The organism is Bacillus sp. FSL W8-1202 (assembly GCF_038006165.1).
In the GTDB taxonomy this organism is placed as follows: Bacteria; Bacillota; Bacilli; order Bacillales; family Bacillaceae; genus Bacillus; species Bacillus subtilis.
Genome location: NZ_JBBOUR010000001.1, coordinates 683,657 through 710,440, shown reverse-complemented (window position 1 = coordinate 710,440; position 26,784 = coordinate 683,657). Strand labels below are relative to the sequence as shown.

The 26,784-nt window shown below is 46.2% G+C and carries 22 protein-coding genes and 1 pseudogene; 18 read left to right on the top strand and 5 right to left on the bottom strand.

The window, feature by feature from the left end:
- Positions 1 to 28: 28 nt before the first annotated feature.
- Positions 29 to 748 (bottom strand): YwiC-like family protein, encoded by a 720-nt coding sequence (locus NSQ09_RS03625; protein WP_014481214.1) that lies wholly within the window; start codon positions 746 to 748, stop codon positions 29 to 31.
- Between the two features lie 143 nt (positions 749 to 891).
- Between NSQ09_RS03625 and arfM the strand changes: the two genes are divergently transcribed.
- The 9 genes and pseudogenes from arfM to NSQ09_RS03580 all read left to right on the top strand — a co-directional run bounded on the left by arfM (position 892) and on the right by NSQ09_RS03580 (position 12,323).
- Positions 892 to 1,368, top strand: coding sequence for a Crp/Fnr family transcriptional regulator ArfM (gene arfM, locus NSQ09_RS03620; protein WP_003243032.1), 477 nt, complete (start codon positions 892 to 894; stop codon positions 1,366 to 1,368).
- 190 nt (positions 1,369 to 1,558) lie between these two features.
- Positions 1,559 to 5,245, top strand: coding sequence for a nitrate reductase subunit alpha (locus NSQ09_RS03615; RefSeq protein ID WP_341030573.1), 3,687 nt, complete (start codon positions 1,559 to 1,561; stop codon positions 5,243 to 5,245).
- Positions 5,235 to 6,698: a nitrate reductase subunit beta gene (gene narH, locus NSQ09_RS03610; protein WP_041850416.1), complete on the top strand. Its 1,464-nt coding sequence runs from the start codon at positions 5,235 to 5,237 to the stop codon at positions 6,696 to 6,698. The genes NSQ09_RS03615 and narH overlap by 11 nt, the downstream gene beginning before the upstream one ends.
- 25 nt (positions 6,699 to 6,723) lie before the next feature.
- On the top strand, positions 6,724 to 7,278 hold the full coding sequence (narJ, locus tag NSQ09_RS03605; RefSeq protein ID WP_095844018.1) for a nitrate reductase molybdenum cofactor assembly chaperone: 555 nt from the start codon (positions 6,724 to 6,726) through the stop codon (positions 7,276 to 7,278).
- Entirely contained in the window at positions 7,275 to 7,946 is a 672-nt protein-coding gene (gene narI / locus NSQ09_RS03600; protein WP_017696267.1) for a respiratory nitrate reductase subunit gamma, read from the top strand. The genes narJ and narI overlap by 4 nt, the downstream gene beginning before the upstream one ends.
- A gap of 185 nt (positions 7,947 to 8,131) precedes the next feature.
- Positions 8,132 to 8,340: pseudogene (locus NSQ09_RS03595) on the top strand (YitT family protein); the annotation flags it as partial.
- A gap of 130 nt (positions 8,341 to 8,470) precedes the next feature.
- Positions 8,471 to 9,973, top strand: coding sequence for a cardiolipin synthase (gene cls / locus NSQ09_RS03590; protein WP_017696268.1), 1,503 nt, complete (start codon positions 8,471 to 8,473; stop codon positions 9,971 to 9,973).
- A gap of 88 nt (positions 9,974 to 10,061) precedes the next feature.
- Positions 10,062 to 11,789 carry an ABC transporter ATP-binding protein gene (locus NSQ09_RS03585; RefSeq protein WP_041334670.1) on the top strand — a complete coding sequence of 576 codons (1,728 nt, stop codon included), beginning with the start codon at positions 10,062 to 10,064 and terminating at the stop codon, positions 11,787 to 11,789.
- Positions 11,790 to 11,798: 9 nt separating this feature from the next.
- On the top strand, positions 11,799 to 12,323 hold the full coding sequence (locus NSQ09_RS03580) for a dihydrofolate reductase family protein (protein WP_026113674.1): 525 nt from the start codon (positions 11,799 to 11,801) through the stop codon (positions 12,321 to 12,323).
- A 41-nt stretch (positions 12,324 to 12,364) separates the two neighbouring features.
- Here NSQ09_RS03580 and NSQ09_RS03575 read toward each other — a convergent pair whose 3' ends face one another.
- From NSQ09_RS03575 to cls (NSQ09_RS03565), 3 genes are all read right to left on the bottom strand, one after another.
- Positions 12,365 to 12,637: a hypothetical protein gene (locus NSQ09_RS03575; protein WP_003227597.1), complete on the bottom strand. Its 273-nt coding sequence runs from the start codon at positions 12,635 to 12,637 to the stop codon at positions 12,365 to 12,367.
- 80 nt (positions 12,638 to 12,717) lie between these two features.
- Positions 12,718 to 13,680 carry a UV DNA damage repair endonuclease UvsE gene (gene uvsE, locus NSQ09_RS03570; RefSeq protein ID WP_017696270.1) on the bottom strand — a complete coding sequence of 321 codons (963 nt, stop codon included), beginning with the start codon at positions 13,678 to 13,680 and terminating at the stop codon, positions 12,718 to 12,720.
- 12 nt (positions 13,681 to 13,692) lie between these two features.
- Positions 13,693 to 14,889 carry a cardiolipin synthase gene (gene cls, locus NSQ09_RS03565; protein WP_041334673.1) on the bottom strand — a complete coding sequence of 399 codons (1,197 nt, stop codon included), beginning with the start codon at positions 14,887 to 14,889 and terminating at the stop codon, positions 13,693 to 13,695.
- Between the two features lie 154 nt (positions 14,890 to 15,043).
- On the opposite strand from cls (NSQ09_RS03565), the gene NSQ09_RS03560 reads away from it, so the two are divergent.
- The 5 genes from NSQ09_RS03560 (at position 15,044) to NSQ09_RS03540 (ending at position 22,126) form a co-directional block, all read left to right on the top strand.
- Entirely contained in the window at positions 15,044 to 17,161 is a 2,118-nt protein-coding gene (locus tag NSQ09_RS03560; RefSeq protein ID WP_341030572.1) for a heterodisulfide reductase-related iron-sulfur binding cluster, read from the top strand.
- A complete protein-coding gene (gene acdA / locus NSQ09_RS03555) occupies positions 17,158 to 18,297 on the top strand; it encodes an acyl-CoA dehydrogenase AcdA (RefSeq protein WP_129138001.1) in 1,140 nt (379 codons plus the stop codon). The genes NSQ09_RS03560 and acdA overlap by 4 nt, the downstream gene beginning before the upstream one ends.
- Positions 18,298 to 18,479: 182 nt before the next feature.
- Complete coding sequence (gene rpoE / locus NSQ09_RS03550; protein WP_014481200.1) at positions 18,480 to 18,986, top strand: DNA-directed RNA polymerase subunit delta; 507 nt, start codon at positions 18,480 to 18,482, stop codon at positions 18,984 to 18,986.
- Between the two features lie 241 nt (positions 18,987 to 19,227).
- A complete protein-coding gene (gene pyrG, locus NSQ09_RS03545; protein WP_003227612.1) occupies positions 19,228 to 20,835 on the top strand; it encodes a glutamine hydrolyzing CTP synthase in 1,608 nt (535 codons plus the stop codon).
- Between the two features lie 101 nt (positions 20,836 to 20,936).
- Positions 20,937 to 22,126 (top strand): IS3 family transposase gene (locus NSQ09_RS03540; protein WP_088272564.1). Its coding sequence is split into 2 segments (ribosomal slippage): positions 20,937 to 21,237 and positions 21,237 to 22,126, totalling 1,191 coding nucleotides; the frame shifts between segments, so codons are not numbered across the junction.
- Between the two features lie 103 nt (positions 22,127 to 22,229).
- Here the strand turns inward: NSQ09_RS03540 and NSQ09_RS03535 are convergent.
- Positions 22,230 to 22,751, bottom strand: a complete 522-nt coding sequence (locus NSQ09_RS03535; protein WP_014481199.1) for a DUF2529 domain-containing protein — start codon at positions 22,749 to 22,751, stop codon at positions 22,230 to 22,232.
- 165 nt (positions 22,752 to 22,916) lie between these two features.
- On the opposite strand from NSQ09_RS03535, the gene spo0F reads away from it, so the two are divergent.
- The 4 genes from spo0F to NSQ09_RS03515 all read left to right on the top strand — a co-directional run bounded on the left by spo0F (position 22,917) and on the right by NSQ09_RS03515 (position 26,755).
- Entirely contained in the window at positions 22,917 to 23,291 is a 375-nt protein-coding gene (gene spo0F / locus NSQ09_RS03530; protein ID WP_003227621.1) for a sporulation initiation phosphotransferase Spo0F, read from the top strand.
- Positions 23,292 to 23,471: 180 nt separating this feature from the next.
- The gene (locus NSQ09_RS03525; RefSeq protein ID WP_003243339.1) at positions 23,472 to 24,329 is read left to right on the top strand and encodes a class II fructose-bisphosphate aldolase; all 858 of its coding nucleotides are present in this window, start codon (positions 23,472 to 23,474) and stop codon (positions 24,327 to 24,329) included.
- Positions 24,330 to 24,448: 119 nt separating this feature from the next.
- Complete coding sequence (gene fsa, locus NSQ09_RS03520; RefSeq protein ID WP_003227626.1) at positions 24,449 to 25,087, top strand: fructose-6-phosphate aldolase; 639 nt, start codon at positions 24,449 to 24,451, stop codon at positions 25,085 to 25,087.
- Between the two features lie 378 nt (positions 25,088 to 25,465).
- Complete coding sequence (locus tag NSQ09_RS03515) at positions 25,466 to 26,755, top strand: UDP-N-acetylglucosamine 1-carboxyvinyltransferase (RefSeq protein ID WP_341030571.1); 1,290 nt, start codon at positions 25,466 to 25,468, stop codon at positions 26,753 to 26,755.
- The last annotated feature ends 29 nt before the right edge of the window (positions 26,756 to 26,784 follow it).

The following is a 26,784-nucleotide window of genomic DNA, read 5'->3' as shown; positions in this document are numbered from 1 at the left end:
AAACAAGGACAGCGGTGTCCTTGTTTTTTTACCTTGTGATAAACAGGCACATGACGGCAAGAAAGAAGCAGGCATTCACGATTTCCAGAATGCCAATCGTTTTTACGGGCCAATCCCTTCCATGAAAAAACCATGCCCGCAAGCTGCTCGGGATAAAAGCGAGAAACGCCCATCCTGCTCCGAAAAGAGCGGATAAAAAGGGGAGCAGCAGGTGATATCCCCATGACCAGTATGCAAATGCCCTGTTTTTTCTCTCGCGGATCACCGATTTCACATAAAAGGAACTCCCGATAAAAAATAAAGCAGACTGCAAGAAAATAAACCAAGCCCAGCCGTCAAGGGTTCCCATCCCCAGCCAGCAGCTCGCAAACCCGCCCGAACAAAAGAACAAGACACCTGCAACATCATTCAATAAGGCTCGTTCGTTTTTTCTGCGGGCAAAATACATATGTATGAGAAACAGCGGCAGTAAAGAAACGCCCACCCAGATGAGAGGCGGCTTATGAAAGACCGAGATCATCAAAAAGCAGCAGGCGGGAAAACCGTAATAACACATCCACTTTTGATATGGTTTGCTTTGTTTCTTTTTTAAGGCAAGCGTAACGGGATAAACCGCTAAGTATAGGAAAAGCCAACCAAGGAAGAGCGGAATATGCCAAATAACGGGGCCTCCCTTGACCATGCCGAGTAAAAATGGGATCAGCAGCATCGCCCACGCCCCGTGCTGCTTCGGAATCAGCGCCTTCATCGAAATCCTCCTTTTTTCTTTCATTATAAATGCATTCACCCTCCTGATAAGTGACATTCATCATACAGGCTGTGAAATACATCACTGCTGTACAGGCTCAGTCGAGCTACACTAAAGCTATCCTTAGCACAGGAGGTTTTCCTATGAATCAGTGTGACTATTTATTATTTCTGAAACAACTTCCTATGTTTAATGAAGTGCCTCTATCCATTGTCGAAACCTTGCTGAAAAACGGCACGTTTATCCGCGGTTCATGTGATCAGTCTCCATCTTTTCTTCATTCTCAATCTGTTTATATTGTATTAAAAGGCAGTGTCCGTTTTATGGACACAAGGCTCCCTGAAGGGTCGAAAACCGTTGCGCTGTGGGAAAAAGGCGATGTGTTTCCGATTGATGAAAAAGGCGGGCTTTATTTATCGCCCTTTATCTCAGTCAATGCCACTTCAGACATTCTGATTCTCAACATCCCATATTACATATTTAAGAAAATGATGTCTTATCATCCGCAGCTGCAAATGAACTTTTTGGCTATGCTTCAGCAAAATGTTTTTTGTTCCTATCAATTATTTTTGCGGTATCTGCATACATCACAGGATGAAAACGCCGAGCCCGGTTCTTAAATAGAGCCGGTTTTTTTGATCTTTGAAAGGCGGCTAATGACCCAAGCGTTCTGCCTGAACGCAGCCTTCCTTCTCCTTTGTGTGAACATTTTGTGAAAAAAGCGGAGTGTGTGACATAGTTCACAAGGAAACACGCTGTCTCTGTTTATAGTGAACTTAGCATCACCTGACTCGGAAGGAGTGAACTCTCATGAAGAAAAAGAAAAGGAGTCCGTTGTTTAGGAGATTGAATTATTTCTCTCCTATCGAACACCATTCAAATAAACATAGCCAAACCACCCGCGACGATCGCGATTGGGAGAATGTATACAGAAACAGATGGCAGTACGACAAAGTCGTTCGCTCCACCCACGGCGTTAACTGTACAGGGTCTTGCAGCTGGAATATTTATGTGAAAAACGGAATTGTCACGTGGGAAGGGCAAAATTTGAATTATCCATCAACAGGCCCGGATATGCCTGATTTTGAACCGAGAGGCTGCCCGCGGGGGGCCAGTTTTTCATGGTATATCTACAGCCCGCTGCGTGTGAAATATCCATACGTGCGCGGTGTACTGATTAATTTATGGCGGGAGGCACTGCAAGAACATCAAAATCCATTGGAAGCCTGGAAATCGATCGTCGAAAACCCTGAAAAAGCGAAGTCCTATAAACAGGCGAGAGGGAAAGGCGGTTTTGTGCGCGCTGAATGGCCGGAGGTGCTGAAGCTGATTTCAGCCTCTCTGCTGTATACAGTGATGAAATACGGGCCTGACAGAAACGTCGGTTTTTCTCCGATTCCGGCCATGTCCATGATCAGCCATGCATCAGGCTCCCGGTTTATGTCGTTAATCGGAGGCCCTATGCTCAGTTTTTATGACTGGTATGCGGATCTTCCTCCGGCATCCCCGCAAATTTGGGGTGACCAGACGGACGTTCCGGAAAGCAGTGATTGGTACAATTCCGGCTATATCATCACATGGGGCTCCAACGTTCCGTTAACGAGAACGCCTGACGCGCATTTTTTGGCGGAGGCCCGCTATAAAGGCGCTAAGGTCATTTCGATCAGTCCGGATTTTGCGGAATCCTCAAAGTTCGCGGATGACTGGCTGAGTATTCGCCAAGGGACTGACGGGGCGCTTGCGATGGCGATGGGTCACGTCATTTTGCAGGAATTTTACGTGAACCAAGAAACTGAACGTTTTATTGAGTACGCGAAGCAATACACTGATTTTCCATTTCTCGTCACCCTGTCAAAAGAAAATGGCGTATACACAGCGGGACGGTTTCTGCATGCGAAGGACATCGGGCGGAAGACAAAGCATGATCAGTGGAAGCCTGCGGTTTGGGATGAACAGACAAGTTCATTTGCCATACCCCAAGGGACAATGGGCTCGCGCTGGGACGGGCAGCAGAAATGGAACCTGCACATGATTGATGAAGAAACCGGGGAACCGATTGAACCCCGTCTCTCTGTGCTCGGAATAGAGGATGAAATCGGCACGGTGCGCATTCCTTATTTTTCAAATGACGGAAACAAAGTGCTCGAGCGGGATCTTCCTATTAAAAAAATGAACCTGAACGGTGAAGAGACGTACGTCACGACCGTGTTTGACTTGATACTGGCTAACTACGGCGTAAATCGGGGCATCGGCGAACAACAAGCTGTCTCCTATGATGATCCTGAGCCGTTTACGCCTGCCTGGCAGGAACAAATGACAGGAATCAAAAAAGAAGCTGTCGTTAAGATTGCCAGAGAGTTTGCCCAAAATGCGATCGATACAGACGGCCGGTCTATGATTATCGTAGGAGCCGGCATTAACCACTGGTTCAACTCCGACACGATCTACCGAGCAGTGTTAAATCTTGTTTTGCTTGTAGGCGCCCAAGGCGTAAATGGCGGAGGCTGGGCCCATTACGTCGGGCAGGAAAAGCTCCGACCTGCTGAAGGATGGCAGACGATTGCAACTGCAAAGGACTGGGAGGGCGTGCCCAAGCTGCAAAACGGCACTTCATTTTTCTACTTTGCGACAGATCAGTGGCGTTATGAGGACCAGCCGATCAGTGATTTGGCATCACCGATTGCTGCGTCATCCCGCTACAAGCACCACGCTGATTACAATGTGCTGGCGGCGCGGCTGGGGTGGCTTCCGTCTTACCCGACTTTCAATCAAAATGGCATCGATCTGTATAAAGAAGCTGAAAAAGCAGGGGCAGTAACACCCGAAGACGTAGGTGCGTACGTGGCCTCACAGCTTCAAGAGAAAAAACTGAAATTCGCGATTGAAGATCCTGATAATGAAGTGAATTTCCCAAGAAATCTCTTCGTATGGCGGGCAAATCTGATCTCAAGCTCAGGAAAAGGGCATGAATATTTTCTCAAGCATTTGTTAGGGACGACGAACGGCTTGATGAATGACGACAGCGACAGCATCCGCCCTGAAGAAATCAAATGGCGGGAGCAGGCGCCGGAAGGAAAGCTCGACTTGTTAATCAATCTTGACTTCCGAATGGCCGGTACGGCGCTGTATTCCGATATCGTGCTGCCGGCGGCGACATGGTATGAAAAACACGATCTCAGCAGCACAGATATGCATCCGTTCATTCATCCATTTGCTCCTGCGATCTCGGCTCCGTGGGAATCGAAGTCAGACTGGGATATTTTCAAGGCGTTGTCAAAAGCCGTTTCCGATCTGGCAGAAGAAGTCGATATGGAGCCCGTGAAAGAAGTGGTTGCGACGCCGCTCCTCCACGACACCATGCAGGAATTGGCCCAGCCATTCGGCAAAATCAATGACTGGAGCAAAGGCGAATGTGAAGCCATTCCGGGAAAAACGATGCCGAACATCCAAGTCGTTGAACGGGATTACAAACACATTTTTCATAAAATGACTGCACTTGGTCCGAACGCTGCTTTAAAGCCGAGCGGAACAAAAGGGATGAGCTGGTCAATAGCCGATGAATATGAATCACTCAAACAGAGACTGGGAGAAATCACCTCGGACAGCGTCGCAAAGGGATGTCCAAATATAAGTGAAGCAAAGCAGGCGGCAGAAGCGATTTTAACCCTATCATCCACTTCGAATGGAAAGGTCGCAGTAAAAGCATGGGAATCACTTGAAAACATCACGAACCTGAAGCTGAAAGACCTGGCGGAAGAACGCGAGGAAGAATGCTTTACGTTCGAACAAATTACAGCCCAGCCGAAAACGGTGATCACGTCTCCAGCGTTTTCCGGCTCTGAAAAAGGAGGGCGCAGGTATTCGCCGTTTACAACGAATGTTGAAAAATTAATTCCGTGGCGGACGCTGACAGGCAGACAATCCTATTATGTCGATCATGAACTGATGATGGAATTCGGTGAAACGATGGCGACATTCAAACCGATCCTCCAGCATCGCCCGTTTCTGAGCAAGCGGCCTGATCAAGAGGGAAAAGAAATCGTCCTCAATTATTTGACGCCGCATAATAAATGGTCTGTCCACAGCATGTATTTTGATTCTCTGCCGATGCTGACGCTGTTCCGCGGCGGGCCGACCGTGTGGATGAATAAAGATGATGCAGAGGACACGGATATCAAAGACAACGATTGGATTGAATGCTTTAACCGAAACGGTGTTGTCGTCGCGAGAGCGGTTTTGTCTCATCGGATTCCTAAAGGAATGGCGTTTATGCACCATGCCCAGGACCGCCACATCAACGTGCCCGGAACAAAGCTGACGAATAACCGCGGAGGCACCCATAACAGCCCGACAAGGATTCACGTCAAGCCGACACAGATGATCGGGGGCTACGCCCAGCTCAGCTACGGCTTTAATTATTACGGTCCAACGGGGAATCAGCGCGACCTGAACGTCGTCATCCGCAAGCTGAAGGAGGTCGATTGGCTTGAAGATTAAAGCGCAAATCGGTATGGTCATGAACTTGGATAAATGCATCGGCTGCCACACGTGCAGCGTCACCTGCAAAAACACGTGGACAAACCGTTCCGGTGCGGAATATATGTACTTCAATAATGTAGAAACAAAGCCGGGCATCGGCTACCCGAAGCAATGGGAGGACCAGGACAAATATAAAGGCGGCTGGACATTGAAAAAAGGAAAGCTCGAGCTGAAATCAGGCTCGAAAACAAACCGGCTTGCGGGCCTTTTCTACAATCCGAACCAGCCGTCAATTGATGATTACTATGAACCTTGGAACTATGATTATGAAACATTAACGAACAGCCCGCAGAAAAAACACCAGCCGGTAGCACGCCCGAAATCGTCCTTGACGGGGGATTTCATGAATATCGAATGGGGACCGAACTGGGAGGACGATCTCGCAGGCGGCCACATTACGGGACTTGAAGATCCCAACGTACAAAAGATGGAGGAATCGATCAAAACAGAATTCGATGACGTCTTTATGATGTATTTGCCCCGTATTTGCGAGCACTGCATCAACCCGGCATGCGTCTCATCCTGTCCATCCGGCGCCATGTACAAACGCGAGGAGGACGGCATTGTGCTTGTGGATCAAAACGCATGCCGTTCATGGAGATATTGCGTCTCATCCTGTCCTTATAAAAAAGTCTATTTTAACTGGCAAACGAACAAAGCGGAAAAATGCACACTCTGCTTTCCGCGTTTGGAGGCGGGACTGCCAACCATCTGCTCTGAGACGTGTGTTGGCAGAATCCGCTACCTCGGCGTCATGCTGTATGACGCGGACAAAGTGGAGGAAGCGGCATCTGTTGAAAATGAAAAGGATCTCTACCATTCACAATTGGACGTTTTTCTTGACCCAAATGATCCTGAGGTTGCCAAGCTGGCAAAAGAACAAGGCATTCCGTCTGATTGGATAGAGGCTGCGCAGCAATCGCCGATTTATAAAATGATCATTGACTGGAAGATTGCGCTGCCGCTTCATCCAGAGTACCGCACCCTGCCAATGGTGTGGTACATTCCGCCGCTCAGCCCGATTATGAATCTCTTTGAAGGAAAAGGCAGCCGGCAATCCGCGGAAGATATTTTTCCGGCTATCGACCAAATGAGAATCCCGATAGATTATTTGGCGCAGCTGTTAACAGCCGGTGATACGGATCATATTCGGTCAACGTTGAAGAAAATGTCTGTCATGCGCCAGTATATGAGAGCGATCCAGACGAATAAATCAATCGACCCGGAACTGATCTCCAGTGTCGGCTTAACAGAACAGCAAATTGAAGATATGTATCGGCTGCTTGCGATTGCCAAATATGATGACCGCTTTGTGATACCGAGCAGTCATCGAGAAGAAGTTTCAGATTTATATGCTGAACAAGGGAGCTGCGGCTTATCATTTTCAGGCGGCCCCGGCTCCTGTTTCTAACTTTTGATAAATGAGGTGTAACAAGATGAACACCACAGACCGGCAAATTACGTTCTCCGCTCTTTCCTCTCTTCTCTCTTATCCGGATGAAGAGTGGAGAGCCGAGATTCCCGAATGGAAGGCTCTTATCCATGAAATCGGCAACCGGCAAATCCGAGAGAAGCTGCTGCACTTTTTCGAGGCGTCAGCCAGCTTTTCACCGGAAGCGCTGATTGAACACTATGTCTATACGTTCGACTTTGGAAAAAAAACAAATATGTATGTCACCTACTTTAACTCGGGCGAGCAAAGGGAACGCGGCGTTGAATTGCTGCATTTAAAAAACACATACGAGCAATCCGGTTTTCTGCCGACAGAGAAAGAGCTGCCTGATTATCTGCCGCTGATGCTGGAATTTGCTGCGGCTGCAGAAATTGAAGCGGCGAGAAGCGTGTTTGAGAAATATCTGTCCAATGTGAGGGAGCTGGCATCCCGTCTCGAAAAAAATGACAGTATATACGCTGAACTGCTGCACGTGCTGCTGGCCGCGCTTGAAAACATTGGCGTACGTGAAAGCGTTGAAGGGGCTGTTCAGGCATGAGCGGGCAGATCCTCTGGGGTATTATGCCATACATTGTATTGACAATCTTTATCGGCGGCCATATTTACCGCTACCAGCATGACCAATTTGGCTGGACGGCGAAATCAAGCGAGATGTTAGAAAAGAAAAAACTTGCGGCGGGCAGCACACTTTTTCACTGGGGACTGCTGTGCGTTGTCGGCGGGCATGTCATGGGGATTCTGATCCCGGAAGGCGTGTATGCTTCCCTTGGCATTTCAGAGCATATGTATCACAAAATGGCGATTGGCGCTGGCTTGCCGGCGGGCATTGCGGCATGTACCGGACTTGTCATCCTGACGTACAGAAGGCTGTTTGACAAAAGGATCCGCAAAACGAGCTCGCCATCCGATATCCTTACGCTCCTCCTGCTGCTGTTCATGATGCTGTCAGGCGTTGCGGCCACGTTTCTCAACATTGATTCGAAAGGCTTCGATTACCGGACAACAGTCGGGCCGTGGTTCAGGGAAATCGCTTTGTTCCGGCCTGACCCCTCGTTGATGGAGAGTGTCCCGCTATGGTTTAAGTTTCATATTGTGATAGGCTACGTCGTTTTTATCCTGTGGCCGTTTACAAGATTAGTTCATGTGTTCAGTCTGCCGCTCAAGTATCTGACCCGCAGCTACGTTGTATATCGGAAACGCTCGTGAAAATCCCCCTTGCAAGAGGGGGATTTTTTTATCTTGATGAAAACATAAGATATCTTCTGCCAAGGTAATGGCTGGGCGGCCGGGAATCCTGTTGTGTTTGTATTTGGAAATAACATCAAGGATTTTATTCATTTTAAACCGGCGGAACAGCAGATTATGACTCAGCCTGACTAGCTCCTTATATCTTTCTGATCAATATCCCGTTTTATATATTTTCTCTCATCAGAATGGGTATCAAATTCACTCTATCCACCGTATTTGCAGTCACAGCGCCGCCTCTTTTTCGGCGCGTGCCGGAGTGCTGAGCGGGTTCGGCCTGCCGTTCATGTTGTAGCATCAGGCTTCACTCGGCGTTGCCAATAGTCTTGCTTTATTTCTGCAGAAACGATGCGGATGAACCCCTTGACAATTAGTTTTCTCTAAACCTCTCCTCCTTTGGCGGAGAGGTTTTTTGCTTACAAGGTTTATCGATTAGAAAAAAGAGGTAATACAGAGGTAATTGAATCAGATTGGAGAGAATCAGGATGCTGAAAAGGAGACTGGAATTTTTCTTTTTATATATGATGCTCATCGGGGCATATGTCATTTGGTTTTTTCCGGTTTCCAGACTTGAGTTTTACGGAGGATTGCTTTGCTATATAAGCATTATTTTGTTCAGCATCTATTCATTAATTCTTGAAAACCGCACCTCGCAGCACACGCTGCTATGGATCCATATTCTTGTCTTTTTTCCAATCGCCGGCTACGTGTTTTATCTGTTTTCGGGACAGCTTTATGTAAAGGGAAAGCTGTTTAAGACAAAACGAATGTACAACAGGGAAAAGCTCAGGAAGCTGTTTGACAAGGAGGAAACGCTCGAAGTGACAGGGCTGAAGGACAATCAAGAGAGGTTCTTTACATATTCCATCAGGGCTGCCCATATGAATATCAATACGAAAAGCAACATCAAAGTGCTGAAAAACGGCGAAGAAACCTTCCCGGACATTTTCAAAGCAATGAGAAAAGCGGAATCTTACATACATATTGAATACTATATGTTTAAATCTGACATGCTCGGACGCGGCATGATGGATATTATGATGGAGAAAGCGCGCCAGGGTGTCGAGGTGAGGTTTTTATACGATGCGGCAGGAAGCATGAAGCTGGCAAGAAGAGATATTATGAGAATGAAACAAGCGGGGGTGGACATCGTCCCGTTTTCTCCGCTGAAATACGGGTTTTTCAACCAGAAGCTGAATTTCAGAAATCACCGGAAAATCGTGATCATCGATGGGAAAACCGGTTTTGTGGGCGGATTAAATGTTGGAAAGGAATATATCAGCAGAGATCCGTACATCGGATTTTGGAGAGATACACACCTGCGGCTTGAGGGGGAAATTGTGCAAACGCTCCACGCTATCTTTATGCTGGATTGGGAATACGTCTCCAATGAAGTGCTAATTGATCAAGAGGAGTACAATACCCCGGTTCCCGTGGAAGGAGGAGGCATTTATCAAATTGTCGCGACAGGCCCTGACATGAAGGAAAGCATGAGCGACCTTTATTATGAAATGATTTCTTCAGCGCAGAAATCAATATGGATCGCCACGCCCTATTTTGTCCCCAATGAATCCATTCGCACGGCGCTAAAAGCAGCGGCGACAAAGGGGGTAGAGGTAAGGGTTATGGTGCCGGAGAAGAACGACAGCTTTTTGACCCAATACGCGTCGAGGTCCTATTTCCCGGAGCTGCTTCTTGAGGGCATTGAAGTGTACTCCTACCAAAAAGGCTTCATGCATCAAAAAGTCATGATCATTGATGGCGATCTCGCCTCCGTCGGCACCGCGAATATGGACATGCGCAGCTTTCAGCTCAACTTTGAAGTGAATGTGTTCTTCACGGATGCCGAAGCGATCCGAACCCTTGAGACCCATTTTGAAGAGGATATGCAGGAAAGTGAAAAGCTCAGCCCTGTCGGCTTTTATAAAAGAGGCGTGGCTGACCGGACAAAAGAGTCATTTGCCCGCCTGTTTTCAGGTGTTCTGTAAGAAAAAAGAAATCTGATCTTTCAAAACAGCCCGTGTATAGTATAATTGAGAAACATTATCAGTTATTTATACATTGGGGGAAGATAGGGTGCTGCGGCAATTTTTTTCATATTATAAACCATATAAAACGTTGTTCTTTCTCGACTTTTTCTCAGCGATCGCGGGAGGTTTAATGGAGCTGAGTTTTCCTTTGATTGTCAATTATTTTATTGATACCTTGCTGCCGGGCAGGGACTGGGGGCTGATCATCGCGACCTCAATCGGGTTATTTGCGGTGTACGCGCTCAGCTCGGCTCTTCAGTATATCGTGACCTACTGGGGACACATGCTTGGTATCAATATTGAGACTGATATGAGAAAGTCGCTTTTTGACCATTTGCAAAAGCTCTCGTTCAAATTTTACGACAACAACAAGACGGGAACGCTGATGTCGAAGCTCACGAACGATTTAATGTATATCGGTGAAGTCGCCCATCACGGTCCGGAAGACTTATTCATTGCGGTCATGACCATTCTCGGGGCGTTCGGAGTGATGCTGTTTATTAACTGGCAGCTTGCTTTATTAACGTTTATCATTATGCCGATCGTCATTTGGCTAGCGCTTTATTTCAACAAAAAAATGACCAAAGCATTTACCACGCTGAACAAGGATATCGGAGACTTCAGCGCGCGTGTAGAAAATAACATCGGCGGCATCCGGCTTGTGCAGGCGTTCGGAAATGAAGCGTTTGAAAAAGAACGCTTCGCCGTCAACAACCAGCGTTTTCGTTCCACAAAGCTTTCTTCCTACAAAATCATGGCGAAAAACGGGTCAATCAGCTATATGCTGACCCGGTTTGTCACGCTGTTTGTCCTTTTGTGCGGGACGTGGTTTGTCATTCGCGGCTCCTTATCGTACGGGGAATTTGTGGCGTTTGTGCTCCTGACAAATGTGCTGTTCAGGCCTATTGACAAAATTAATGCCATTATCGAAATGTATCCGAGGGGGATCGCCGGTTTCAAAAGCTATATGGAGCTCATGGAGACAGAGCCGGACATTCAGGATTCACCTGATGCGAGAGATGTTTCCGGCCTGAAGGGCAATATCCGCTATAAACATGTTTCGTTTGGCTATGATGACCATCACAATGTCCTCAATGACATCAACCTATCCATTCAAGCGGGGGAAACGGTGGCGTTCGTCGGTCCGTCAGGTGCGGGGAAATCAACGCTTTGCAGTCTGCTTCCGCGTTTTTATGAAGCATCGGAGGGCGACATTACGATTGACGGCATCAGTATAAAAGACATGACGCTTTCTTCGTTGCGCGGGCAGATTGGCGTCGTGCAGCAGGATGTTTTCTTATTCTCGGGCACGCTTAGAGAAAATATCGCCTACGGCCGATTAGGCGCATCAGAAGAAGACATTTGGCAAGTTGTGAAGCAGGCGCATCTGGAAGAGCTCGTCTATAACATGCCCGATGGGTTGGATACTATGATTGGCGAACGCGGCGTGAAGCTTTCCGGCGGGCAAAAACAGCGTCTGTCAATTGCAAGGATGTTCTTGAAAAATCCGTCGATCTTGATTCTCGACGAAGCCACCTCAGCTCTTGATACAGAGACGGAAGCGGCGATCCAAAAGGCGCTTCAAGAGTTGTCTGAGGGGCGTACGACGCTTGTCATCGCCCACAGGCTGGCAACGATCAAAGACGCGGACAGAATTGTAGTCGTCACAAACAACGGTATTGAAGAAAAAGGCCGTCATCAAGACCTGATCGAAGCCGGAGGCCTATACAGCAGGCTGCATCAAGCGCAATTCGGGCAAATGGTGCATCGATAGGAGGAGAACATGGAAAGAAAAACTGTGCTGTACATTGCTGTTTCATTGGACGGGATGATCGCAAAAGAAGATGGAAGCACCGATTGGCTGGATGAATTTGAAGGTGAAGGCGACAACGGCTACAGTGATTTTTATCAGACTGTTGATACAGTCATTCTAGGGCGGAGCACATATGAGCACGTTAAAGTGCTAACACCGGTTTTCCCGTATCAGGATAAAACCTGCTACGTTTTTACAGGATCGCCCGACAGTTATCAAGATGAGCATGTGACGTTTATCAATGAGGGAGCCAGAACCTTCACTGCCCGTTTGAAACAGGAAAAAGGCTCAAACATCTGGATAGCTGGCGGGGCAGAGCTGGTGAATGCCTTTATGAAAGAAGATGCCATCGATGAATTCATCATCACTGTTATTCCCGTCGTTTTAGGAAGCGGCATCCCGCTGTTTCATGAACTAACAAATGAAACAAAACTGCGGTTAAAAGGGACAAAACAATTTGGACAAGCGGTTCAGCTCCATTATGTAAGAGCATAAGAAAAAGGATAGACAGATGTCTATCCTTTTTTGTATGTAAGTTAGAGCGCTTCTCTCTCAGCAGGCTCGATGAGATTTTGGAATTTTTCAATGAGTTGTGATGCTTTTGTTCCTTCAACTACGATCAGATATTCCTTTTCATTATGAGCCATGCGGAACGTTTCAAGCTCAATTAAGCTTTTGATTTTGCACATCGTTTTCTTTGAATAAATATAAACCTCGTGGCTTCCGGAATGGCACATTTTATAAAGATGAATCAAATTTCTTAAAGTAAAGGCCTGTGCGGCTACTTTCAGAGACTTGATATTTTTCATGATCTTTCTCCTCCATCGATTGTTGTCTTATATAGCCTAAGTTCCCAAAGCTGACAAGTCGTAAACCTATTTTTGCACATTTATGACTTCCATTGCAGCGCACCGCCCCCGATGCGTTTGACACCGCGGATGGAGCTTAATTCATCCATCAAGCGGAGAAGCGCCTTGTCTTTCTGCTTTGCTTCAATCATGAAATCAATATTAGTTCCCCATTGCCTAAAGCGTTCCAACAGCGGCAGTAAAAAGTTGGCTTCAACATAATCGGCATGGCTGCGTATAGCTTGCTCCGATTTTGGGGAAGACAAGTGAACCTTTGGCTGAAGGCCGATCCGCTCCCACGTTTTGATCATGCGGGGCAGTGCTACATTCAGGTCGGCGTGATCGTCTGGATTGGCGTAAAAATGATGAAAGTCAAAGACAAACGGAACATCCTCCTGCTCACAGACCTGAAGCGTTTCTTCCGTTGTATATGTTTTATCATCATTTTCAAGCGTCATCCGCTCTTTGATCTCCTGCGGCAGCTGTTTTATATTTTGATGAAATTGTGCAGTGGCGGTGTCTTTATTTCCGTAAGCGCCGCCAATATGAATGTTGATAACGGAGCGATCAGCAATGCCCATGGCCTCAAGCATGCGGTAGTGATACGCCATGTCGGTTACCGCATTTTTTGTGACGGATTCCTTCGGGCTCGTAAACAGAGTGAATTGATTTGGATGAAAGCTTGTTCGCAGTTGATGTGTTTTAACAAGCTCTCCAATCTCCCGAAACTCTTTTTGAAACGGTGTTACAAAATCCCACATCACGTCGGGATGCGTAGCCAGCGGCACAATCGAACTGGAAAAACGGTACAAAGGAATGCCGTGGCCGATGATATAGTGAAGGGTTCTCATCGTATTGCGCAAATTGGCTTTTGTCACAGTCAGAAGCGCTTCTTTTCTTTCAGTCTTTGAAAGCTTTGAATAACGCGCGAATGTCAATGTTTTAGCGGGAGACGCATCCCAAAGGCTCATCGCATTTGAAACGAACCCGAATCTGAAAATCATAGGAACTCTCCTTTATAAGAAATAAGATAATGCCCTGCCGAGCCATTCCGCCGGGCGCTGCCTGAATGTGCGCTTGCTGAAATCCTCCATGGTCAGCCGCTCCGACTTTTTCATATCCTCCTCAATCGTGGCATAGACTTCACTTGTAAACGCTTCGTCATCAATTTCGACATTCACCTCTTCATTTAAAAACAGGCTCCGTTTATCGAAGTTGGCTGATCCGATTATGCTGAGATGGTCGTCTATGATGAGGGCTTTTACATGATAAAATCCTTGATAATAACGATAAATAAGACAGCCGGCATCCAAGAGCTCCGAATAATACGTAAAAGCTGCTTCTCGTACCAGCGGATGGTCTGATTTCATCGGTACAATGATTCTCACGGATACGCCGTTTTTTCTTGCATTAATAAGGGCCTCTTGAAGCGGTTTTGATGGAATGTAATAAGGCGTGCAAACCGTAAGGCGATTCTTCGCTTGTGCAATGTTGGCCAAGTATATGTTTTCAAGGGAATAACCGTCGGTCGCATATATCTTGTGAGAAATAGCCCCTTGCTGAAGCTTTGGCCAAACATCCGAACCCAGTTCGATTCCGGTATTTCGTTTTAGATCAGAAGCAAAAAGCGTTTGAAGATCATGTACGCCTTCTCCCATCATGCGCAGATGATAATCCTCCCAATTGCCGAACTTCGCCTTCTTTCCAAGATATTCTTCGGCGATGTTAAACCCGCCGATATAACCGATTTTTCCGTCTATCACCGTAATCTTCCGGTGATTCCGTTTTTGCATGTGAAAAAAGAAAAAAGGAAAACGGGGACGATTCATCACATGGACATGGACGCCGGCATTTTTCATCGTCTGCAGCGCCGTTTTTTTAATTGCCCGGCAGCCCGCCCAATCCAGAAGCAAATAAACGGATACGCCAGCTTGGGCTTTTGTTTTCAGCAAGGTATACATATTGTGGCTGACCTCATCATTTTTCATAATAAAAAACATCATGTGAACAGAAGAGGCGGCCTGGCGAATATCCTTCATCATCCGCTCAACGAGATCAGCGCCGCAGTGGATCAATTCGATGTCACTCTTCTTTTTTGAAAAAACAGGCTCGTACGCCTTTTTTCTGTATCCGGCACGGCCCATGAAGATATCAAGCAGAATCAAGGCAAAGAAAATAACGACAATGATCATAATCACGATAAATACTTTCATACCGGCACTCCTTTCCGTAGTAAAGGTAGTGTGCCCGAACAGCAGGAATTTAATTATTGACTGAACACTCATTCATTATTTATCATAAAGATAATCTTATACAGATTCGGGGGTAGAGGATCGCGGTCTTTATCAGTAAAAAGGGGGAATTGGAATGAGCGGCTTTCTCATCGCAAATACATTATTATTTCTGATTGTAACCGCTTACGCTGTCTATTTGTTTGTGTATTTGGTCAAAACGAGACTGGCCTACATCAAGCTCGGCCAGAAAGAACAATTTGATCAACGGTTCAAGGAACGGCTTCACGACATATGGGTGAATGTATTCGGACAGAAAAAACTGCTCAAGGACAAGAAAAGCGGAATCATTCACGTCATGTTTTTCTACGGATTTATATTGGTTCAGTTCGGAGCAATTGACTTTATCATTAAAGGACTGGCTCCCGGCCGGAATCTGCCGCTTGGCCCGGTCTATCCCGCCTTCACCTTTTTTCAGGAAATTGTTACGTTTCTCATTTTAATTGCTGTTGGGTGGGCATTCTACAGACGTTACATCGAAAAGCTCGTGAGGCTGAAACGCGGTTTCAAAGCCGGACTCGTTCTCATTTTTATCGGAGGTTTAATGCTGACCGTTCTGCTTGGGAACGGGATGAATCTGATTTGGCATGAGCATGGGCTTTCTTGGAGCGAGCCAATTGCCTCAGGTATTGCGTTTATGCTTAGCGGAGTCGGGAAAACAGGTGCGGCGGTGATTTTCTATATCGCATGGTGGATCCATCTTCTGTTCTTGCTTAGCTTTTTAGTGTACGTGCCTCAGTCTAAGCATGCCCATTTAATCGCCGGCCCGGCAAACGTCTTTTTCAATAGAATGGAATCTGCCGGAAAACTTGAAAAAATTGATTTTACCGACGAAACGAAAGAAAGCTACGGAGCGGGAAAAATTGAGGATTTCAGGCAGTCTCAGCTGCTTGATCTGTACGCGTGTGTCGAGTGCGGCCGCTGTACCAATATGTGCCCTGCAACAGGCACCGGAAAAATGCTGTCTCCGATGGACTTGATTTTACGTCTCAGAGACCATCTCACGGAAAAAGGCGCTGCCGTCACCTCGCGCTCCCCATGGGTGCCCGCAGCAGCGTTTCGGCATACGAGAGGCAATCAGCTGGCTGCGGCGTCAGCGGGCAGCGGATCGCAGGAAGCCGCAACGGCGCTTGATTACAATCCAAGCTTGATCGGCGACGTCATCACAGAGGAAGAAATTTGGGCATGCACCACTTGCCGAAACTGTGAGGATCAATGCCCGGTCATGAATGAGCACGTGGATAAAATCATCGACCTCCGCCGCTACCTCGTACTGACAGAAGGAAAAATGGACAGTGACGCCCAGCGCGCAATGACAAGTATTGAGCGGCAGGGGAATCCGTGGGGACTCAACCGCAAGGAACGTGAAAATTGGCGTGATGAGGCGCCGGATGCTGAGATTCCGACTGTAAAAGAAATGAAAAAAGAAGGAAAAGAATTTGAGTACCTTTTCTGGGTAGGCTCCATGGGGTCTTACGACAACAGAAGCCAGAAAATCGCAATTTCCTTTGCCAAGCTGCTCAATCACGCGGGCGTGTCCTTCGCGATCCTCGGCAATAAAGAAAAAAATTCAGGAGACACGCCGCGCCGCCTCGGAAATGAATTTTTGTTCCAAGAGCTGGCTGAGAAGAATATTTCTGAATTTGAAAAAAATGATGTCAAAAAAATCGTTACGATCGATCCCCATGCATACAATTTATTTAAAAACGAATATCCGGATTTCGGATTTGAAGGCGAGGTTTATCATCATACAGAAGTGCTGGCCGAGCTTGTGAAAAACGGAAAATTAAAGCCGCAGCACCCGCTTCATGAGACGATTACCTTCCATGATTCATGCTATTTGGGCCGGTACAATGAAGTCTATGATCCGCCGAGAGAGATTTTGAAAGGCATTCCGGGCGTGCAGCTTGTTGAAATGGAGAGAAACCGGGAAACCGGCATGTGCTGCGGAGCTGGCGGGGGATTAATGTGGATGGAGGAAGAAACAGGCAACAGGATTAACGTCGCCAGGACAGAGCAAGCGCTCGCAGTCAACCCATCGGTGATCAGTTCCGGCTGTCCGTACTGTCTCACAATGCTTGGGGACGGAACAAAGGCGAAGGAAGCCGAAGACCAAGTCAAAACGTACGACGTCGTCGAGCTTCTGGATCAATCCGTTTTAGGCGCTGATCTGAAAATGGGGGAGAAGCAATGAATTTTTCATTATCAGAAGAACATGAGATGATACGAAAATTGGTGCGCGATTTTGCGAAGCATGAGGTGGCCCCGACAGCGGCAGAACGGGACGAACAAGAACGCTTCGATCGCGAGCTGTTTCGGGAAATGGCAAATCTGGGGCTGACGGGAATTCCATGGCCTGAAGATTACGGCGGAATCGGAAGTGACTATTTGGCCTACGTCATCGCGGTGGAGGAGCTGTCAAAAGTGTGCGCCTCCACCGGAGTGACGCTTTCCGCCCATATCTCTCTTTGCAGCTGGCCGCTGTTTGCCTTTGGGACGGAGGAACAGAAGACAGAGTACTTAACACAACTGGCCCTCGGAGAGAAAATCGGCGCATTCGCATTGACCGAAGCACGGTCTGGATCTGACGCCGGCAGCATGAAAACAACTGCTGAACGAATCGGCGATGACTATGTGTTAAATGGTTCCAAAGTGTTTATCACAAACGGCGGCGTTGCTGATATTTACATTGTTTTTGCCGTCACCGATCCCGAGAAAAAGAAAAAAGGCATTACCGCTTTTATAGTAGAAAAGGATTTTGAAGGATTTTTTACAGGCAAGAAACAAAAGAAGCTGGGCATCCGTTCTTCACCGACAACGGAAATCATGTTCGAAGATTGTGTAGTGCCCGCATCAAAGCGTCTCGGAGAAGAAGGAGAAGGCTTCAAAATCGCGATGAAGACGCTTGACGGAGGCAGAAACGGCATAGCTGCACAAGCCGTAGGCATCGCCCAAGGAGCGCTTGATGCGGCGCTTCTATATGCAAAAGAGCGAAAGCAATTCGGAAAATCGATCGGCGAGCAGCAGGGCATCGCTTTTAAACTCGCGGATATGGCGACAATGATAGAAGCTTCAAGGCTATTGACCTATCAGGCTGCGTGGTTAGAATCATCGGGTCTTCCATATGGAAAAGCTTCCGCCATGTCCAAACTGATGGCTGGGGATACGGCGATGAAGGTAACGACCGAAGCCGTGCAGATTTTCGGCGGCTACGGCTATACAAAAGATTATCCGGTAGAACGCTATATGCGTGATGCAAAAATCACGCAAATCTATGAAGGCACTCAAGAAATTCAAAGACTGGTCATCTCCAGAATGCTCGCGGATTAACGGAAAACATCTCTCAGTCGGATCACTCTTGTAAAATTATTTAAATTAACGCTGTTAAGGGTAGCATATTCTGTTTTATTTTGTTTATAATGAGAGGTATGGTTTGTATAAGAACGATACAAAATCGCTTTCATTATTGATAAAACAGATACATATAAGTAATAGAAAGGGAGTGTCCGACCTTGGGTATCAAACAATATTCACAGGAAGAGCTAAAGGAAATGGCTTTAGTTGAAATCGCTCATGAATTATTTGAAGAACATAAAAAACCAGTTCCTTTTCAGGAGCTTTTAAATGAAATCGCATCTTTGCTCGGCGTGAAAAAAGAAGAGCTTGGAGACCGCATCGCTCAATTTTATACAGATTTAAACATTGACGGCCGCTTCCTTGCGCTTTCTGACCAGACGTGGGGGCTTCGCAGCTGGTATCCGTATGATCAGCTTGATGAAGAAACTCAGCCGACAGTCAAGGCGAAAAAGAAAAAAGCGAAGAAAGCAGTCGAAGAAGATCTTGATCTTGACGAGTTTGAAGAGATCGACGAAGACGACCTTGATTTGGATGAAGTTGAGGAAGAACTCGATCTTGAAGCCGACGATTTTGACGATGAAGATCTTGACGAAGACGACGACGATCTTGAGATCGAAGAAGATATTGTTGATGAAGATGATGAAGAAGAGGAAATTAAATAGTATCAGATTTCATCTTCAAAACGATCTTGACTTTCATAGTCGAACTATGTAGTATGTATTTTGGGCTCTTCAAAAACGAAGAGAGAACATAGTACGTTATGCTCCCTTTCAAGAAATTGAAAGGGAGCTTTCTTATTTTCACCCTTCATTTTTCTTATAAATCATTTAAAAGGCTAAATGATTTTTTATAAAATAGTACATTTTAAAAATGTAGCTAAGAGCGAAGAGAGGAGCAAAAGAAATGACGAAATATATTTTTGTAACCGGGGGAGTTGTATCCTCACTTGGAAAGGGTATTGTAGCAGCTTCATTAGGGCGTTTGCTGAAAAACCGCGGACTGAACGTGACGATTCAAAAATTCGATCCATACATCAACGTTGACCCGGGAACAATGAGCCCGTACCAGCACGGTGAAGTATTCGTAACGGATGACGGCGCTGAAACAGACTTGGACCTTGGTCACTATGAGCGTTTTATCGACATTAACCTGAATAAATTCAGCAACGTGACAACAGGTAAAATCTATTCAACAGTTCTTAAAAAAGAACGCCGCGGAGATTACCTTGGAGGAACCGTACAGGTCATTCCGCACATCACAAACGAATTGAAAGACCGTGTTTACCGCGCAGGGAAAGAGACAAACGCAGATGTTGTCATTACAGAAATCGGCGGTACTGTCGGAGACATCGAATCACTGCCATTCCTTGAAGCGATCCGCCAAATGAAGAGCGACATCGGCCGTGAAAACGTAATGTACATCCACTGTACGCTCGTACCTTACATTAAAGCTGCTGGCGAATTAAAAACAAAACCGACACAGCACAGCGTAAAAGAATTGCGCAGCTTGGGCATTCAGCCAAACATCATCGTCGTTCGTACAGAAATGCCGATTTCTCAAGATATGAAAGATAAAATCGCGCTTTTCTGCGACATCGATACAAAAGCGGTTATTGAATGTGAAGATGCGGACAACCTTTACTCCATTCCGCTGGAGCTTCAAAAACAAGGGCTTGATAAGCTTGTTTGCGAGCACATGAAATTGGCATGCAAAGAAGCGGAAATGTCCGAGTGGAAAGAGCTTGTTAACAAAGTCAGCAACCTGTCTCAAACGATTACAATCGGCCTTGTCGGCAAATACGTTGAGCTTCCTGACGCATACATTTCTGTTGTCGAGTCTCTCCGCCATGCGGGCTATGCGTTTGACACAGATGTAAAAGTGAAGTGGATCAACGCGGAAGAAGTGACAGAAAACAATATCGCAGAACTCACAAGCGGAACAGACGGCATCATTGTGCCGGGCGGATTCGGAGACCGCGGTGTTGAAGGCAAAATCGTCGCGACAAAATACGCGCGCGAAAACAACATTCCGTTCTTGGGTATTTGCTTGGGCATGCAGGTGGCGTCTATTGAATACGCACGAAACGTATTGGGCTTAAAAGGCGCTCACTCAGCGGAAATTGATCCGTCAACTCAATACCCGATCATTGATCTTCTTCCTGAACAGAAGGATGTTGAGGATCTCGGAGGAACGCTTCGTCTCGGCCTTTACCCTTGTAAGCTTGAAGAAGGCACGAAAGCCTTTGAAGTGTATCAGGATGAAGTGGTGTACGAGCGCCACCGCCACCGCTATGAGTTTAACAATGAATTCAGACAGCAAATGGAAGAGCAAGGCTTCGTATTCTCAGGCACAAGCCCTGATGGACGCCTTGTTGAAATCATCGAGCTGAAAGACCATCCTTGGTTCGTGGCTTCTCAGTTCCATCCAGAGTTCAAGTCAAGACCGACAAGACCTCAGCCTCTATTCAAAGGCTTTATCGGAGCGTCTGTCGAAGCTGCAAATCAGAAGTAATAAAAAAGACTTGCCGTTTGATATTATCCCCTCTAAGTAGACAGTGTAAAAAGCCCGCTTTTCAAAAGTGGCTGTTACACTATACGTGGAGGGGATTTTTTATGGCGAGAAAAGGGCAACACTTTCAGAACTATACGAAAGAATTTAAGATGAAAGCTGTCAAAATGTACGAGGAAGGAAACAAAAGCTATAACACGTTAGCTGAAGAATTAGGGCTTCGAAGTTCAACCCAGCTCAAAAATTGGGTGAAAACATATCGGGAAGGCAAGTCTTTTGATGATCAAAGGGGAAAAGATACAAAGTCAGACAATCCTTTTATTGGACGCCCTAAAACAACGTTTAAAAGTGTTGAGGAAGAACGAGATTATTTAAAGGCACAGGTCGAATACCTAAAAAAGCGCTATCCAAATCTGCATGGGGAGGACGGATTTTGAAGGCAGCACGATTTGAAGCTGTTCACGAATTGAAGGACCGTTATCCGATTACATGGCTGGTATGTATCGCCAAAGTGTCACGGTCAGGGTACTATAAATGGCGCAAGGCTCAAAGGTTTCGAATGGCAAGGCAACAGAGAGATCAGATCATAAAAGAGCACATCATGGCGATTCATCATTCACGCCCTTTCTATGGCTATCCTCGGATTACTGTCGCTTTAAAGAAAGAAGGTTTCTGCGTCAACCATAAGCGTGTTTACAGATTGATGAGAGAGATGAACATCCACTCGATTATTCGAAAAAAGCGTCGTTATTTTGGAAGAAAGGCATCGGTTGTCCTGCCAAACCGGCTTAACCGAGAATTTCAAACCAATCAGCCTAATCAGTTATATGTAACCGATATTACCTATATTGCTTGCGGACAACGATTCTATTATCTTTCTGCAGTACAAGATCTTTACAACAATGAGGTTGTCGCATGGAAACTGTCAAAGCGAAATGATCTTGAACTGGTGATGAAAACAGTGGAAAGTTTAACAGCTCAACGGGATGTCCAAGGGGCCATTCTCCACTCTGATCAAGGATTCCAATACACAACAAAAGCATATCAAAAGCGACTTGAAACCGTTGGTTTGAAGGGCAGCCATTCCCGTAAGGGAAACTGCCTGGATAACGCCTGTATCGAATCATTTTTCTCGCACCTCAAAACAGAGAATACATACTTTTCTTCATGCCAAACTGAAAAAGAGCTCCACAAAAGCATTAAAGATTACATCCAGTTCTATAATCACGAACGATTCCAGAAAAAATTAAACCAGTGTGCTCCGGTAGAATACCGTAACACACTGGTTGCTTAGGCTTTTTATGGCTGTCTACTTGACAGGGGTAAGACCAGTTTGTCAAAAGCGGGCAAGTCTTTTTTATTTGTTTCCGGCAAGTTCCAGCATGTACAATAAGATATTATGCATACTCTTGCAGAATTTCTTTTAGTGTAAACGATAAAGCGTGATAGACATACAGTGCTGTCATTAAAGAGGGAAACCCATAACGGGTGCCGTCTTCATCGGGAACAAGCGGCATTTTTAATTTAGAATCAATATGCACATCACAATACTGTTCTATTCCCGCACTGTCTTTGGCTGCGGGTGATACGCATACGACTCCCGCCCCTTTTTCATAAAGCTCTTTTGCGAGCGCCTGTTCTTCGGCTGTGCCCGTCCCTGAGCAAAACATCAGCACCCTGTCGCTTTCTGTCACTTCCTCAGCGCTTTCTGGAAAGGCTTTGACAGATGGGAAGGGTTCTTTGCTTTCAGTGGCCTCAAAAAAGACGCCCTGAAGCTCATTCGCTCCGTATAAATAAATGGAATGCCCGCTGATTACCGCTTGAGCAAGCAGCCGCGCCCCATCTTCAATCGCGTCAGATTCCTTATCCTGAATGCGGGAAAAAATACCTGTTAACTGCGTCGTGAATATTTTCAACATAAGTGAATCCTCCTTTATAACGTACAATATCAGTATACAACAAAAGAGAAAATGCTCAGAAAATGTCGTAAAGTAGACTATTATAATTAAAGGAAATAGGAAAATCAAACAGAATACATACAATACTGCTTACTTTTGACGAAAATCATAATATTGGGGTGTAAAATGATGAATGAAAAAATTTTAATCGTTGATGATCAATACGGCATTCGTATTTTGCTAAATGAAGTGTTCAATAAAGAAGGCTACCAGACGTTTCAGGCTGCGAACGGCCTGCAGGCGCTTGACATTGTGACAAAAGAACGGCCCGACCTTGTGCTTTTGGACATGAAAATTCCCGGCATGGACGGAATCGAAATCTTAAAACGGATGAAGGTCATTGACGAAAACATCCGGGTCATTATCATGACGGCATACGGAGAGCTCGACATGATCCAGGAATCGAAGGAATTGGGCGCTCTGACGCACTTTGCAAAGCCGTTTGACATCGACGAAATCAGAGACGCCGTCAAAAAATATCTGCCCCTGAAGTCTAACTGACAAAAAGAAGAAACAAATGAATCATGTCATTATGTTGCCGATTTGTCGAAAAGTTGGTATCCTAGTTATGGAGAAAAAGCGATCTGAGTATTTACATATGACAGCAATATATGGGTCATGCTAGGGTGGAAAGCTTTTTTCGCTAGAAGACAATCAGGCTACATAAGGAGGACATTCGACATGCCTTTAGTTTCTATGACGGAAATGTTGAATACAGCTAAAGAAAAAGGGTACGCTGTAGGACAATTTAACTTAAACAACCTTGAGTTTACTCAAGCGATTTTACAAGCAGCTGAAGAAGAAAAATCTCCAGTGATCCTTGGTGTTTCCGAAGGTGCGGGACGCTACATGGGCGGCTTCAAAACAGTCGTTGCTATGGTAAAAGCACTTATGGAAGAGTACAAAGTGACAGTTCCTGTTGCGATTCACTTAGACCACGGTTCAAGCTTTGAATCTTGTGCGAAAGCGATTCATGCAGGTTTCACATCTGTAATGATCGACGCTTCTCACCATCCATTTGAAGAAAACGTAGCAACAACTGCTAAAGTTGTTGAGCTTGCTCATTTCCACGGAGTATCTGTAGAAGCTGAGCTTGGAACAGTAGGCGGACAAGAAGATGACGTTATCGCTGAAGGCGTAATCTACGCTGATCCTAAAGAGTGCCAAGAGCTTGTTGAGCGCACTGGCATCGACTGCCTTGCACCAGCATTAGGTTCTGTTCACGGCCCTTACAAAGGTGAGCCAAACCTTGGCTTCAAAGAAATGGAAGAGATCGGAAAATCAACTGGTCTTCCGCTAGTTCTTCACGGCGGTACTGGAATTCCGACTGCTGACATCAAAAAATCAATTTCACTTGGTACAGCTAAAATCAACGTGAATACTGAAAACCAAATTTCTTCTGCAAAAGCTGTTCGCGAAACATTGGCAGCTAAGCCTGACGAGTACGATCCACGTAAATACCTTGGACCAGCTCGTGAAGCGATCAAAGAAACAGTTATCGGTAAAATGCGTGAATTTGGTTCTTCAAACCAAGCTTAATTCAATTGGAACTTTTTATAGCCGCCTGACAGCTTGACAGGCGGTTTTCCGTCTATCTTTAGAAAGCGCAATCATATTCGCAGTTCAGAAAATTTCTTAATCAGGGAGGCTTTTTGAAAATGTTATTCTTTGTTGATACAGCCAATATCGATGAAATTAGAGAAGCGAATGAATTAGGAATTCTCGCCGGTGTAACGACGAATCCTAGTTTAGTAGCAAAGGAAGCTAATGTATCATTCCACGACCGTCTTCGCGAGATCACAGACGTCGTGAAAGGCTCTGTAAGTGCAGAGGTTATTTCTTTGAAAGCTGAGGAAATGATCGAGGAAGGAAAAGAACTGGCGAAGATCGCACCGAACATTACGGTGAAAATCCCGATGACGTCTGACGGTTTAAAAGCGGTAAGAGCACTTACTGACTTAGGCATCAAAACAAACGTCACATTGATCTTCAATGCAAACCAGGCGCTTCTTGCTGCCAGAGCGGGGGCAACATATGTATCTCCATTCCTGGGACGTTTAGATGACATCGGCCACAACGGGCTTGACCTGATTTCAGAAGTTAAACAGATTTTTGATATTCACGGCCTTGACACGCAAATCATTGCCGCGTCAATCCGCCACCCGCAGCACGTGACAGAAGCCGCTCTTAGAGGGGCTCATATCGGCACAATGCCGCTGAAAGTCATTCATGCGCTCACTAAACACCCGTTAACAGACAAAGGAATCGAACAATTCCTGGCAGACTGGAACAAATAATGAAAGGGGCGGCAAACAGCTTTATGCCTGTTTGCCGCGGCCTTTGTATTTCACCGACCTGATACAGCGGATCTTCAGATGCTGACGCCGCTTTACAGAGAAGGAATCATTGGGCTGCAGAAGCTGATATCGGAATGAAGGGTATGCGTACTGCTTTTGCCGGATGACGACGATGTCTCTCGAGCCGGCGGGTCTCTGTGCATCTTTTGAAACCTGTACCCCCCAAAGCTTCGCTATTTTCTACCTGATATTTTACAATGTGTTGTATTCTTTCTCTTCGAATTGGCTAGATTTTGGACATGAGCTTTATTTGCAGAGACAGAATAAAATGACATTTTATTTAGCTCCGCAGCTATCTTCTTATGGAAGGAGACTATCATGGAAAAGTTGAATATTGCCGGCGATGACTCGTTGAACGGTACAGTACATATCAGCGGCGCTAAAAACAGCGCTGTTGCGTTAATACCTGCAACCATTTTGGCAAATTCCGAGGTGACAATTGAAGGGCTTCCAGAGATTTCAGATATTGAAACGCTGCGTGACCTGTTAAAGGAAATCGGCGGCAACGTGCATTTTGAGAATGGGGAAATGGTTGTTGACCCTACGTCGATGATCAGCATGCCGCTTCCTAACGGGAAAGTAAAAAAGCTTCGCGCGTCATATTATTTAATGGGGGCGATGCTCGGCCGCTTCAAGCAGGCGGTCATTGGATTGCCTGGCGGCTGTCACTTAGGGCCCCGTCCGATTGATCAGCATATCAAAGGCTTTGAAGCACTCGGAGCTGAAGTAACCAATGAACAAGGCGCCATTTATTTGCGAGCTGAAAGGCTGAGAGGCGCACGGATTTATTTAGATGTCGTAAGCGTTGGGGCAACGATTAACATTATGCTCGCCGCTGTTTTGGCAGAAGGGAAAACGATCATCGAAAACGCTGCCAAGGAGCCTGAGATCATTGACGTCGCGACATTGCTTACCAGCATGGGCGCCAAAATCAAAGGTGCGGGCACCAATGTGATTCGAATCGACGGCGTGAAGGAACTGCACGGCTGCAAGCATACGATCATTCCGGACAGAATTGAAGCCGGGACATTTATGATTGCAGGGGCTGCAATGGGCAAGGAAGTCATTATCGATAACGTCATCCCTACTCATCTTGAGTCGTTAACGGCAAAGCTGAGAGAAATGGGCTATCATATCGAAACAAGCGACGACCAGCTCCTCATTGTCGGCGGGCAGAAGAACTTAAAGCCGGTTGACGTCAAAACCCTCGTATACCCGGGGTTTCCGACTGATTTACAGCAGCCGATGACGGCGCTCCTGACAAGGGCGAAAGGGACGAGTGTCGTCACAGACACCATCTACTCGGCAAGATTCAAGCACATTGATGAGCTGAGACGAATGGGTGCCAATATGAAAGTAGAAGGCAGATCTGCCATCATCACAGGTCCTGTCGAGCTTCAAGGCGCAAAAGTGAAGGCGAGTGATCTGCGTGCCGGAGCCTGCTTGGTGGTAGCTGGACTGATGGCTGATGGCGTCACGGAAATTACGGGACTGGAGCATATTGACCGAGGATACAGCAGCCTTGAGAAGAAGCTTGAGGGGCTTGGAGCGACAATTTGGCGTGAAAGAATGACTGACGAAGAAATAGAACAGCTTCAAAATTCATAATGGTTTCTTGTGAGAGGAGATCGTGTTGA